At 60.9% G+C, this 13627-nt stretch carries 7 protein-coding genes; 4 read left to right on the top strand and 3 right to left on the bottom strand.

Annotated elements, in window-relative coordinates; genetic code table 11:
• The 4 genes from WBP53_RS08740 to WBP53_RS08725 form a co-directional block, all read left to right on the top strand.
• A partial coding sequence (locus tag WBP53_RS08740) for a TonB-dependent receptor (RefSeq protein WP_423927974.1) occupies positions 1–1580 on the top strand: 1580 nt, incomplete at its 5' end.
• A 62-nt stretch (positions 1581–1642) separates the two neighbouring features.
• Positions 1643–2632: an extracellular catalytic domain type 2 short-chain-length polyhydroxyalkanoate depolymerase gene (locus WBP53_RS08735; protein WP_423927972.1), complete on the top strand. Its 990-nt coding sequence runs from the start codon at positions 1643–1645 to the stop codon at positions 2630–2632.
• Positions 2633–2759: 127 nt separating this feature from the next.
• Positions 2760–2930, top strand: a complete 171-nt coding sequence (locus WBP53_RS08730) for a hypothetical protein (protein WP_423927970.1) — start codon at positions 2760–2762, stop codon at positions 2928–2930.
• Positions 2920–6270 carry a hybrid sensor histidine kinase/response regulator gene (locus tag WBP53_RS08725; RefSeq protein ID WP_423927968.1) on the top strand — a complete coding sequence of 1117 codons (3351 nt, stop codon included), beginning with the start codon at positions 2920–2922 and terminating at the stop codon, positions 6268–6270. The genes WBP53_RS08730 and WBP53_RS08725 overlap by 11 nt, the downstream gene beginning before the upstream one ends.
• Before the next feature lies 1 nt (position 6271).
• On the opposite strand, the gene WBP53_RS08720 is transcribed toward WBP53_RS08725, so the two are convergent.
• From WBP53_RS08720 to WBP53_RS08710, 3 genes are all read right to left on the bottom strand, one after another.
• On the bottom strand, positions 6272–6754 hold the full coding sequence (locus WBP53_RS08720; RefSeq protein WP_423927966.1) for a YajQ family cyclic di-GMP-binding protein: 483 nt from the start codon (positions 6752–6754) through the stop codon (positions 6272–6274).
• 246 nt (positions 6755–7000) lie between these two features.
• On the bottom strand, positions 7001–9382 hold the full coding sequence (gene pbpC / locus WBP53_RS08715) for a penicillin-binding protein 1C (protein ID WP_423927964.1): 2382 nt from the start codon (positions 9380–9382) through the stop codon (positions 7001–7003).
• A gap of 80 nt (positions 9383–9462) precedes the next feature.
• The coding region (locus WBP53_RS08710; RefSeq protein ID WP_423927962.1) for an alpha-2-macroglobulin family protein at positions 9463–13627 on the bottom strand (4165 nt) is incomplete at its 5' end.

The raw sequence follows: 13627 nt of genomic DNA, 5'->3' as shown, positions 1-13627 counted from the left end.
CCGTTGCCACGCTGAACCACGATGGGTTCGGCGAAAATATCGTTACCAACCAGCCCGTCAGTGACAAGCAGGTCAACGCGGCTCGCGTGAGTTTCGGCATCTTCGCAAGTGAGTCCTTCGACGTAGTATTCAACTACGACTGGATGGAGGACATGTCCGGCGTGCGCGGAGCAAAAATGCTCGCGCCCAACCGTTTCATTCCAGGTGTGGAGCCGCTTGATTCACGCGATGACGTCCGCAACGGCATGCCCAACGTCAACAACACCGACATGCACGGATACGCCGCTACCGCGAACTGGTGGATCAATGACGCCTGGTCGATGAAGTACATCCTCGCCTATCGTTCGTCGGACACCGATACCAATATCGACTTCGACGTCAATCAGCCGACCATAGCTGACGTCAAGGCCTTCTACAGCGACAGCCAGACCACCAACGAGCTGCAGTTCAACTACGACGCTGGTGGCAGCTCTCGCGGTGTTTTCGGTATCTACAGCTTCAATGGCGATGCCGGCGGGCAAGTACTGAACAACTTCTTCGGTCTTCTGTACGGTGATACCCAGGGAACGGTCTACACCGACAGCATCGCGGTCTATGGCGACTGGACATTCGACCTCGGCGAACGCTGGAACCTTGATCTAGGCTTGCGTTATACCGACGAAGACAAGCGCGCCGACGTGCTCAACCAGGCCTATGCGGACGGCAGCTACACCACTCCGATTGCAATCGCGGCGGACTTCGACAAGACGATCAATTTCAAGAATACCTCGCCGAAGATCTCGCTCAACTACGATATCGCACCAGAGTCGATGGTCTATGCCTCCTACTCGCGAGGTTTCAAGTCGGGTGGCTACAACATCCGGGCCCAGGCTGTCGCAGTGCCGCGATCCGCCGAGCCCTTCCAGGATGAGCAGGTCGATGCCTACGAGATTGGCGGAAAGTTCGGGCTGTTCAACCAGACCCTGTTCCTCAACACGGCCATCTTCTACAACGACTACCAGGACATCCAGCTTTCGGTGTTCACTGCCTATGACAGTGATGGCGATGGGGTCAATGATGCGTTCTTCGGTGACTTCACCAACGCGGGTCAGGGTACGGCCAAGGGTGTGGAGCTCGAATACCAGTGGATGCCGGCATCCGGATGGCTGGTCAGCGGCTACCTTGCCTACCTGAAGACCAGCTACAGCGAATACATCTGGAACGACATCAACATCGCCAACGAGCAGGAATTCACCAACGCGCCGGAGCAGTCAGGTGCGATCAACGTTGAATACAACATGCCGGTGGGCGCCGAAGGCAATCTCGCGTTCCGGGTTGGCTACAACTATCAGAGCAAGGTCATTGCCACGACAGAAGTCACGCGACTGGCCGACCCGATCACCCAGGGAGGCTACGGCTTGTACAACGCGGGCGTCATCTGGCGCACCGGAAAGAACTGGATGTTTTCCCTGCAGGGCAGCAACCTGACGGACAAGGAATACCGGACAACCGGATACAACATTGAATCCGCCCTGGGCGTGCTGACCGGCTTCTACGGTGCACCCAGACAGTACACGTTGACGGCCCGCTACTCGTTCTGATCGTGAACCAGGCACAAAAGCTCGCTCTGACCGGTAGAAGAACGGCTGCGACCGCCCTCCTGATGGCGAGCACGCTGCTGGTTGCAACCGCCTGCTCCTCGGGGCAGGCGGAAGCGGATCTGCCACGACTCAAGCTGGATGCGTCGCGGACGACGGTGTCGGGACTTTCCTCCGGGGCGTACATGGCGACCCAGGTACATATGGCTTTCTCCGACCATATCGCCGGGGTCGCCCTTCTCGCGGGTGGACCGTACGCCTGCGCTGAAGGGAATCTCGATACGGCACTCAAAAAGTGCCTCGGGCCGAACCCGGAGAACATGCCGGATATCGCGCATCTGGCATCCATTGCCAGGACGCGTGCTGACGATGGCTTGATTGCATCACTCGATGGACTGGCCGGTGACAAGGTCCTTGTCATGCATGGCGTGCTTGATGCAACAGTTTCAGCGGGCATCAGTGCAGCCGGTGGCGAGCTCTACCGGTTGCTTGGCGGTGCCGTCGTCGTGACCGACATGCAACGAGCCATGGCGCACACGTTTCCTACGCTGGCGGCGGGTTCGGCATGTGACGAAAGTGAAAGCCCGTACATTGGCGCCTGCGGATTCGACGGTGCGGGCGAATTACTGGCGCAACTTGATGCTGGCGAGGCCGTGGCCGGCGAAGTGGCAACTGGCGAATTGCGGACGTTCAACCAGAGCGCCTACCTGCCCGATGCGCAGGATGCGATGCTGGCAGATACCGGATATGTGTATATCCCGAAGGCCTGCTCCGATGGCGAAACCTGTGGACTGCACGTCGCGTTTCATGGCTGCCAGCAGAATGCCGCCAATGTCGGCGAGGCGTTCGTCTCGCAGGCCGGCTACAACCGCTGGGCCGACGCCAGGCGGCTCGTCGTGCTATATCCTCAGACCCGCGCAAGCTACGCGCCGCTGAATCCAAAGGCATGCTGGGACTGGTGGGGATATACAGGTTCGCAGTACGACACACGCAATGGCGTGCAGTTGCGCTGGCTTGTGAACGCGGCCGCGGCACTCGGAGTTCCGCTGGAGTAGCGCCGGGACGCGACGAATCAGCGCTCTGGTGCGTCCATGAGGAATCGCGGCTGAAGCCGCTTCTGGCGTGTGGCGCAACTGCGCTGTCCGTAGGCCCCGCATCTTCGACCCAAGACGAGGATGACGGATGAATACGGATGTTTTCCTGACGGTTGTTCCGGATGGAATCGCAGGCGTTGTCACGGAATGGCAAGCCTGGCACGCCAGCGGCGGCTTCAAGCGCGATACCCGTATTTCCAGATATCTTTGCCAGCATGCCGCACCGACAGGAATGGACTCGGTAGATCATGCTGCCTGATCTGATCATCCTCGCCGCCGGTTTGCTCTGGCTGGGCCTGTTGTTTGGTGCAGCCGTGCTGGGTGATCGCAGGCCGCAGATCTTCGCCCGCCACTGGTCGGTCATCTACGCTCTGTCACTCGCCGTGTATTGCACGTCCTGGACCTTCTACGGAACGGTCACCCAGGCATCGCGTTCTGGCTGGTGGCTGCCACCGACGTTTGTCGGCACGATCCTGATCTATGTGTTTGGATTCGGCCTGCTGATTCGGCTGGTCGAGATCGCGCGCGCCAACAACATCAGTTCCCTGGCCGATCTTGTCGCCATCCGGCTCGGTCGAAGCCCGGGGTTGGCGGCTCTGGTCACCGCCGTGGCCGTGATCGGTATCGTGCCGTACATCGCGTTGCAGCTGAAATCGGTAGCGATGAGTTACGGCATGCTGGTCCGGCGCCAGGATCTTGCCGCATCCGCCTGGCAGGACAGTGCGCTGTGGGTGGCACTCGCGATGGCCGTTTTCGCGATGCTGTTTGGTGCCCGGCATGCGAGCGCAACAGCGCATAACCGCGGCCTCGTGCTGGCCATGGCATTTGAATCCCTGTTCAAGCTGGCCGCGATGCTCGCGCTTGGCATGCTGGTCTGGTTCGGCATCGAGTTGCCGGAAAGTGCAGCATCGTTGCCGACCCCCTCGGATGGCAGTTCCGGATTCACGACCCTGATCATGCTGGGCGCATTGGCGGTCTTCACCCTGCCGCACCAGTTCCACGCTGGTGTGGTCGAGTGTCGTGATGCGACACATGTAAGAACCGCACGTTGGGTATTTCCGATCTACATGTTGCTGATCGCCTTGCCGATCCTGCCACTCGCTCGCGCTGGTGATGCCATGCTCGGGCCGATGGGAGTCCCGTCGGATCTCTATGTTCTGGCCCTTCCGCTGGCCAGTGGACACGGCGTTCTCGCGCTGATGGCATTCCTTGGCGGGCTCAGTGCGGCGACCAGCATGGTCGTCGTGGCCACTCTGGCCCTGAGCCTGATGATCGGCAATCACTGGATAGCGCCGCTGCGCGTTCGTGCCGGTTGGGGGCGCGCGGTGGTCGGCGATCTTCGTGCTGAAGTACTGCTGCAGCGACGACTGGTCATTCTCGCTGTGGTCCTGCTGGCCTGGGTCTACAGTCGTGTATTGGTGGCCAGTGACGCACTTGCGGATATCGGGGCAATTTCCTTTTCCGCGCTGTCTGCGATTGCACCCGGTGTGTTGATTGCGGTGTACCGCCCGCAACTGGGCGCTCGAGCGGTCAGCGCGGGGCTCGTCGTCGGGTCGATAGTCTGGTTGTACGCGTTGATGTTGCCGGTACTGGCGGCTGATTCATGGATCTGGGTCAACACCGGGCTCTTCGGGATCGACTGGCTGGCGCCGGATCGCCTGCTCGGACTGGGCGACTGGAGTCGTCTGGCTCGTGCCGTGGTTCTTGGCCTGGCCGCCAATATTGCCGTGGTGATGCTGGTCGCGAACTCGCGCTTCGCGCACAGCTCGCGCACCAGTCAGCGGGGACGCGTCGGCGTGGAAAATCTGCGTGCGCTCTCGTTGCGCTTCCTCGCAGAGGAGCAGGTACAGGCGATGTTCGAAAGCACTGACGCATCGGGTTTCGCTTCAGAAGCGCTCGTGGCAGCCGTCGAGCACGAACTTGCGGCGGTGATCGGTGCTTCTTCGGCGAGGCTGCTACTCACGGTTGCGCGTCGCGAGCGAACGGTGGAACTGGATACCGTTGCGGATATTGTCGGGGAAACTTCACAGGATCTGCGCTTCAACCAGCGCGTGCTCGAAGCGGCACTGGAAAACATGAGTCAGGGAATCAGCGTCGTCGACAGGGACCTCGGGCTGGTGGCATGGAACCAACCTTATGCCGAATTGTTTGGCTATCCACCCGAGCTTCTGCGCGTGGGCGTGCCCGTAGCTGATCTGGTTCGGTGGAACATTGCACGTGATCGCGACGATACTGAAAGCGTCGGCGATGAAGTCGGCAAGCGCCTGAGGCACATGCGCGCGGGAACACCCTACGTGGCCGAACGAAAGTTTCCAGGCGAGCAGGGCGAGCGCGTGGTCGAGATCCGTGGCAATCCGATGCCCGGGGGCGGCTTTGTTGCCACATTTACCGATGTCACCGCTTTCCGCAGGAATGAAGCGGAGCTGATGCGCATCGCCGAAACGCTGGAATTGCGCGTCGTTCAGCGCACGTCCGAGCTCGACTCGGCGAGAAAGGATGCAGAGAAAGCCAACCGGGCCAAGTCCCGATTTCTTGCAGCTGTCAGCCATGATCTTGCGCAACCCTTGAACGCGGCGCACTTGTTTACCCACGCTTTGTCACAGCGTCTGCAGCATGCCGAGTATCGGGAGTCCGTGGACAACATTTTCGGAGCGCTTGTTTCTGCAGAGAACCTTCTCTCCAGCCTGCTCGACATTTCGCGTCTGGATGGCGGGCGGATGCAAGTGAACATCGAGGCGTTTCCGGTTGATGAGTGGTTGCGCGGACTGGCTGCGGAATTCGGGGTACTGGCGCACGATCGCGGCCTGACTCTCGACTTCGTGCCTTGCCGCGCCTGGGTGCGGAGCGATGCTCGGCTGTTGCGTCGAATCGTCCAGAACTTTCTCGCCAACGCGGTAAGTCACACGCGCTCGGGTCGCATCCTGCTGGGATGCAGGCGGCGTCGCGATGTCCTCTCAATCGAAGTATGGGATACCGGACCGGGCATTGCCGATGTTGATCGTGAGCTGATTTTCGAGGAGTTTCGCAGACTCGGTCACTCCGGAGAGGGCCTGGGTCTGGGTCTCACCATCGCGGATCGAATCGCGCGTCTCCTCAAACATGACGTGCGACTCGAATCACGCGTCGGGCACGGCACCCTGTTCGCGATCGAGGTACCGTTGTCCGAGCCCAGACCGATGATCTTGCAGCACGAGGTCGAGCCTGAACCGGCATTGCCGCGGCATCGCGTTCTCGTGGTCGACAACGATTCCGCAGTATTGCGGGCAATGTGCGATCTCCTGAACGGCTGGCAATTGCAGGTGCATGCCGCTCAGTCGCCCGAACAGGCGCAGCGGCTTTTCTCCGAGCATGGTGCGGATGTCCTGCTGCTGGACTACCACCTGGACGATCAGGTCAGTGGACTCGAGCTGCGGGAATCGCTCGGCCACGGGGCCAAGGTGATTCCCTGCGTCATCATCACTGCCGACCATGGCAAGACAGTCGCCGAGACTGTCGCTGCGGAAGGCTGCGTGCTCTTGCACAAACCACTCAAGCCACTAGCCCTGCGTTCATTGCTTTCCCGCCTGGTCGTACACCGGATGCAACCGCCGGGCCGCTGATTCAGTCGCGGAAATTCTCGAACTGCAGTGGCATCTCGATGTCGCTGGCTCGCAACAGGGCGATCGCCGTTTGCAGTTCGTCGCGTTTTTTGCCGGTGACGCGCAACTGATCCCCCTGGATCTGGGCCTGGACCTTGCTGCCGGAGTCCTTGATCAGCTTGATGATCTTCTTCGCCAGCGGTTGCTCGATACCTTGCTTGAGAGTGACGTTCTGACGTGCCGTGGCGAGATTGACTTCGGGCTCGGCGATATCGACGCAACGCACGTCTATGCTGCGTGCCGTGAGTCTCTGCAGCAGGATGTCCTGCATCTGCTTGAGTCGGAATTCCGCATCGGCCTTGAGCACGACGACGCCATCGGTCAATTCGAACGTCGCACCACTTCCCTTGAAATCGAAACGCTTTTCCAGTTCGCGATTGGCCTGGTCGATTGCATTGGTCATTTCATGCGAATCGAGTTTGGATACGATATCGAAAGAGGGCATGGGTCGAAGTTCCTGGATCAGTTGTGGAGATTCTACGCGGGCATGCGAGCGATTGCTGCTCTGCGCGGGATCCTTGGCAAGGATCAAGTAGCCGCCAGTTGGAATGGAAAGCGGCACGCTCACCGCTTCGCCACGTTCCGCGCACCTTGAAAGCCGAGCGCTATCTCGTTGTTTCAGGGAGTCGCAGCCGTATTTCGCGCGGATGGAGGAATTTGGCAGCATTCCGTGCTCTTGGCGAATCTCGTCCTAGCGCAGCACGTTGATCGTTGCCTGCGCCCAGCGTCCGCCATCGGTCATTGCAGTGATGGTCTGCTCGCCTGTTTCCGGGAAGGACAGCTCCCAGGATTCCGAGCCCGTGGTCGTAGTCTGAAGGCGTCCATTGACGAGCCAGGCGACTTCGCCAATCGAACCGAGCGCGCGCAGTCTGACCAGGGCGGGCTTGTCACTGTTCGGGGCCCGCGCAACGCTGCTTCCGTCGCCGATACCATCAATGCGCAGGCTCTGGAGAGTCTCGAGGCCATCCTCGGCACATTGCGGCGCGAGTGCCGGCAGGCTCGATCGCTGGCGCTGTTTGCGCGAAAGCCAGGGATAGGCAAGCGATGGCCATCGCGGGATATTGATTTCGCCCACTTCGCTGGCGGAACAGCCCTGGCTGAGACGCAAGCCGCTGCTGACGTCGGTTCGCACGTTGACGACCCCGCCGCTCCAGTTTTTCGCATCACGTTCGGGAAGTGTCGGTGGAATGACGCCATCAAGAACCCAGGCATCGTGCTTCTGCTGGCAAAGTTCCGCATTTGCCTCGTCGTATGCCAGGCCAAGAGGCCAGCAGATCTCGCGTTCCTCAACGCTGCCGGGTGCAGCTTCTGGCACGGCAGAAAGTGCCTGGCGTGGCAGGCTGTCGACAACCTGAAACAACAATGGCAACGCGGTTACCGCGCCATACTGACCCGGTAGTGGCGTGCCGTCAGGACGTCCGATCCAGACCGCGACCGTGTAGTGGCGCGTTCCGCCAATCGCCCATGCGTCACGAAATCCATAGCTCGTGCCTGTCTTCCAGGCGACCCGGGGACGGGATCCGCTGTCAAACGTGTCGGCACGATAGCCGGGTCGCGGATTGGCTTCGAGGATTTCACGAATGATCCACGCTGCGCCCTCGGAAAGTACGCGTCGTTCAATCATTGGATCGTCCTGCGTATATCGGACCGTGCCACCGATACCCTTGCGGTTGAAGGCGGCGTAAGCGCCAGCCAGATCTTCCATGCGCGCGCCCGTGCCTCCCAGGATGATCGACAGATTCGGCTGCACGCCACGAGGAAGCTGCAAATGCAATCCGGTGTTGGCCAGACGTGCGGAGAATCGTGATGCTCCGACGCGATCAAGCAGGTCCACGGCCGGAATATTCAGCGACAGGCGCAGGGCCTCAGCGGCGCCGACCGGGCCGTTGAAGGCCAAGTCGAAATTGCCGGGGCGATAGTTGCCGAAAGACTGTGGCGCGTCGATGAGCAGGCTTTCCGAGTGAATCAGGCCGTCGTCCAATGCCATGCCGTAGAGGAAGGGCTTCAATGTCGAGCCAGGAGAGCGCCAGGCGCGCACCATGTCGACATGGCCGAGGCGCGCTTCGTCGGCAAACATTGCCGAACCCACATACGCCCGCGCGGAGAGGTCGTCGTTGTCGACAACCAGCAGTGCTGCTGAAGTCCGCTCCGGAAGCCGTGCAAGATAATTGCGCACACGCGCCTCGACGCTTCGCTGCAGTTCAATGTCGATGGTTGTCTCGATGCGCCTGGCCTGTGGTTGGGCCTGATGCAGGCGGCGGGCGAGCAGGGCTGCACTGAGCGCCGGCTTCAGGCTGCGGGCGACCACGTGTTCGATGCGTGCATCCTGAACCTCGGCAGCGGTCCATACGTCGAGGCTGGCCATGCGCTCGAGTACCTTGTCGCGTGCAACGCGGGCCGCATCCGGTTCGCGATCCGGACGCAACCGGCTGGGTGCTTGAGGGAGTACCGCGAGCAAGGCTGCTTCGGCATGGGAAAGTCGACTGGCGGAATGACCGAGATACGCCCACGACGCAGCTTCGACACCCTGCAGCGTTCCCCCGAACGGGGCATTGTCGAGATACAGGTTCATGATCTCGGTTTTCGACAGATGTGCTTCCAGTTGCAGGGCACGCAGGCTCTGCCGAACCTTGCCACCGACACTGCGCGAATGCGGTTCGAGGATGCGTGCGACTTGCATGGTCAGGGTCGAGCCGCCCGACACCACACGTCGATTCCAGATCATCTGTCCCAGTGCGCGCAACGCGGCAAGGGGGTTGACGCCCGGATGCTGCCAGAACCAGCGATCCTCGTAGCCAACAAGTGCCTCAAGGTAGAGCGGCGAAACCTCCTCCACGGAAACCGGGTACCGCCAAATCCCTTCGGCATCCGCGAACGCACGCAAGGGCGAGCCATCGCGAGCAACCACCACCGTGCTGCCCTGGCCCGGATTGGGAAGGGGCAGAGGAAACAGGCGATCAAGAATCAGGACCAGGGCAACCAGGATGAACAGCGCTGCAAACACAGGCTTCCACCATCGTCGGCGCGGTGCCTGGCTCGATGGCTCGATGTTCTTGTTGGCCAATGAAGTCATCGATCTGCTTCGGGGATATGCCAGGAAGCGGACGAAGCCGCTTCCTGGATGAAGGAATCAGATTCCCTGCAGCAATGTCATCAAGGCTGCACAACCTCGATGCTCTTCACTCCACTGCGCCCGATGCCACGGATCTCGGGTCGATACATGTCTTCGACCAGCGGCGGCGGTACGCCATAAGTGCCCGGTGATACTGCTCGAACCAGATAGAACACGTGGGCTTCCTGTCCCTGACCCAGCGAGAGTGCTGCGACGTAGCGATCATCGCGGAACTCCTCATGCTGCACGTCGGCGGCACTGCTTCGGTCGCTCAGCGTGATGCCGTTCACCACGACGTCGGCCCACTGTTTCGAATCCGTGAGGTTGAAGTTCTCGATCTCCAGACCGCCCGGCAAAAGGTCGACCAGCAACGCATCGGGCATGGACTCTCGCGCTTCGAGCTTGATGTCGACGATCAATGCATCACCTTCCTTGAGGGGGCCGGGTACCCAGGGCTTTCCATCCAGGGTGAAATAGCTGCGCTGTATCGCGACCATGCTGTCTTCGACCGGCGGTGCCGTGCGCGGCACGCCCACTACATCGGTTGACAGGAATAGCGGCGGCTCGCCTTTGGGTACCATGCGAACGCCGGCGCGCAAGGCATCAGCCATGAATTCCCGCGACCAGATCCTGTCCGGCGCGATCATGGTCTTGTGGTCGCCGACGCTCAGTTCACCAGAGACCAGGGCTTCGCCGTTCTTGATAAGCATCTTGCCGACGCGCCCAATGGCGACTTGTTCCTGCGTGCTCAGATAGAGCCGCCAGCTGCCGCCCCAGCGTGTCGAGGATTGTTCGGCTTCGCGTTGCTCGCTCTTGAGCGCGCGCGCGACTTCGAACACGCGCCCGACATACTCCGGCTTGCTCAGGCCGTGGCGTTCAACCAGTGCCACCATGAGCGCCGTATCGCGCAAGTCCGATCCATAGTCGCCCAGCCAGCGCGGCCGCTTGACCTGCATCGAGAATGCCTGGTCGATAGCCTGCTGGGCACGTTTTGTATCGCCCATCAGGTTCAGTGCAATGCCGAGTTGTACCAGCGGCAGGGCTGTCAGCGATTTCTGCCGTTCGTTGTCGAACAGCGCACGCAAGGTTCCCAGTGGTGCGCGATTGACTCGTGCAAGGACATAGGCTGACCACGCCTCGTCGGCGAAGCGCATGTGGTCCGAATGGTCGTAGCTGTAGTAGGGATGGCCGCCCGAAAGCAGGTCGTCGGACAGGCGCTGCAAAGCCTTCTGCAACATGGCATCCGGAACGACAAACCCCTCATCGCGGGCATCCAGCAGGAACTCGGTGACATAGGGCGAAATGAAGGTGTTCACGCTGCTGTCGCCACCCCACATCGAGAACAGGCCGGAACCCGCCTGCATCGAAGCGATCCTTCCGATCGCCCCCTCGACACGTTGCTTGCGCGTGTCTGGATCAAGTCCGTCGACATTCAATTTGCCCGCTGTTTCCTGGTCGAGCAGCAACGCGGCAAAGCCCTTGCTTGTGGTCTGTTCGACGCAGCCATAGGGGTAGAGCAACAAGTTGGATAGCGCAGCGCTGAACGGCAACGGCGGCAGGCTGCTCAGGGTCAGGCGCGCCACTACCGAATCGGGAATCAGGCCGTCCATCGTGGCACTGCCAAGAGTGATCGGCGCCAGTGTGTCCAGCGAGCGCGCATCCGAACGAAGCACGCTTGGCCAGCCTGCGCGCACGACCATCTCGAATTCGCGTTCTATCCTGATCGGAGCATCAACCTTGTCGGTGGCTTCCGCATTGACCCGGATCTTGCCGACGCCGAATCCCTCCAGCGCGTCGAGCTGGAACTCCAGCGTGGTCTTGGCGCTGTCCGCCAGTTTCAGCTTGCGCGCTCCCTTGCTGACTGCGAGTGGCTTGTCGGCTTCCACCGTCACGCTGAATTCGCGTTCGGCGCCCGAGAAATTCTGCAGGTCGAGGGAGAGCATGGCCTTGTCACCAGGCGCCATGACCCGCGGCGTACTGATCTCGGCGACGAGATCGGCGCGAACGATGGTTTCGGAATCAGCGTTGCCAAATTGTTCGTCGCTGAAGACGAGCGCACTGACCCGCAGGGTTCCGTTGAAATCGGGAACCATGAGTCTTACGGTTGCATTGCCTTGCGCATCGAGCGCGACCGGGCCGGCAAAAAGATCGACGGTTTGCACCTTGGCCGTCGGTCGTCGGGCCTGGGGCAGGGCATCCAGTGCCATGTCGCCTCCGTAACGCAGCTTGGCCATGTTGCCGGTGAAACTCTCGATGACGCGTCCATAGAGGTCATAGGCATCCACGCCGAGGCGACGCTGGGCGAAGAACCAGCTGTTTGCGTCCGGTACGGCGAAACGGGTGATGTTGAGGATGCCGACATCGACTGCCGATATCGTGACTTGCGCCTTCTTGCCGGCCAGCTTCGGCACCTTGATGGTGACCGGGAGCTCTGTTTCCGGTTTCATCAGTTCGGTTGCCTCAATGTGTACGTCCACCTTGCGTGCGCTTCGATCCATGGGGATGAAAGCTTCGCCAATTGCACGCGCAGGTGTGATGCGTTCAGCAGCCGAGCCGCCACGGAAGACCAGGGCAGTGAGATAGATGTCGTGGCGTTCCCAGGCTTCGGTAACCGGAATTTCGAACACGCTGCCCGCCCTGGCTTCGATGTTTCTCGTGTACAGCATCGTGTCGGACTCGACGATGAGTACGCCCGGTCCGGAATGCGGCGGCGTCAACGTGACCTTGAGCGTGTCGCCAGCACGATAGCTTTTCTTGTCCAGCGACAGCTTGACCTTGTCCGGACGTGCTTCGCCTCCGCGATTGTCATCGTTCCAGCTCCAGCCGGCGGTAAACGGAAACCGCAAGGTCAAGCCGGTGGCCGGATCGACGACCTCGATGCGATAGCCGCCCCATTCGACCGGTACGTCAAAGCGGCTTGCCTTGCCTGCCTCGATGTTGATCTCGCGGGTTTCGGCATTCTCGTAGCGTTCGGTGTAGTTGAAACGCCAGCCGCCTTCGGCTTCCCAGACCCAGTGGTAGTCACGGCGCTCACGAATCAGCTTGAGCTTCAGATTCTGTCCCGCCAGCAGGTCGCCAGCTGCGTTGCTGCGGATCAGCTCGAACCCGGCATTGGCATTGGCGCTTGCACCTTCCTTGACGTCAAACAACGGGCGAATGCCAACCAGCACATCGGCCGGCCAGACCGTACGCGTGAGAGTGCGGGTCACGGTGCGTCCGCCAGTCTCGTAAAGGCTGCCTGACAGTACCGCAGCGACGGGTGCAGGCTTGGCGTCTTCCAGCAGGGTGATGCTCTCAGCCAGGTGTCCCTTGTCGTCGAGCTTGCCGTCGATGACATCCCTGGCCTCCTTCGGCAACTCCATCAGCGGGTCACCAAAGTAGTAGTCCTTGTGCGCATCGACCGGATGCACGTCGGCACTGAGGGTCAGTCGCGCGGTGAAACGGTTGCCGGCAGCCGGAGCGCCGTAGAGATAGTCGCCTTGTACTTCAACTGTCAGGGCTTCGCCTGATTCGAGCTGTTCCTGACTGCTGCCGATGTCGAGTTTCATCCGCTCGGGAAGGAACTCCTCGATGCGCAGGGTCAGGCTTTGGGTTGCTTCCTTGCTGGCCGGATCCAGCCGGAATTCGACTTGCCAGCGGCCAGTGGGTGCATCGGCCGGAATCTCGCGTGACCATTCGAAGTAGCCGAGCTCGCCAGGATCGAGCCTGGCCTCTGCATAGAGACGGCCGTCAGGTTGTTTGAGCGATGCGAACAGCGGCTGCGGCTTGATCAGCTTGCCGTCGTTGTCCCGCAGCAGTGCCGACATGCGCACGGTTTCGCCGGGGCGATAGAGGTCCCGGCCACTCCAGGCGAACACATCGAACCAGGCCTCGCGACGGCCAGACACGGCGAATTCGGAAAGATCCAGGGCGGGCTGGTTGAACGGCACCATCGACACATCGCGACCTGCTTGTGCGACCAGCACGTGCCGCGCGTTCAGGGTATAGGCGAGCATCGCATTGCCGCTTTCATCGGCGACGCCGGAGACCACCGTTTCGCCTTTCGCGTCGAGCACGCTGATTTCAACGCCGCTGATCGGATCTCCGGTCTTCAGCGATGCGGTGTGCACGAACATCTTGTCCTTGTACGCCCGGGTGTGGACGCCAATGTCGCTGACGAAATAGAAACTGGTTTCCTTCTCGTCGACGAAGCTGCCCGGTCGATTG

Source organism: Dokdonella sp. (assembly GCF_049593775.1).
Lineage (GTDB): Bacteria > Pseudomonadota > Gammaproteobacteria > Xanthomonadales > Rhodanobacteraceae > Dokdonella.
The sequence above is the reverse complement of the archived record's forward strand: the minus strand, read 5'-3'. Positions and strand labels throughout refer to the sequence as shown.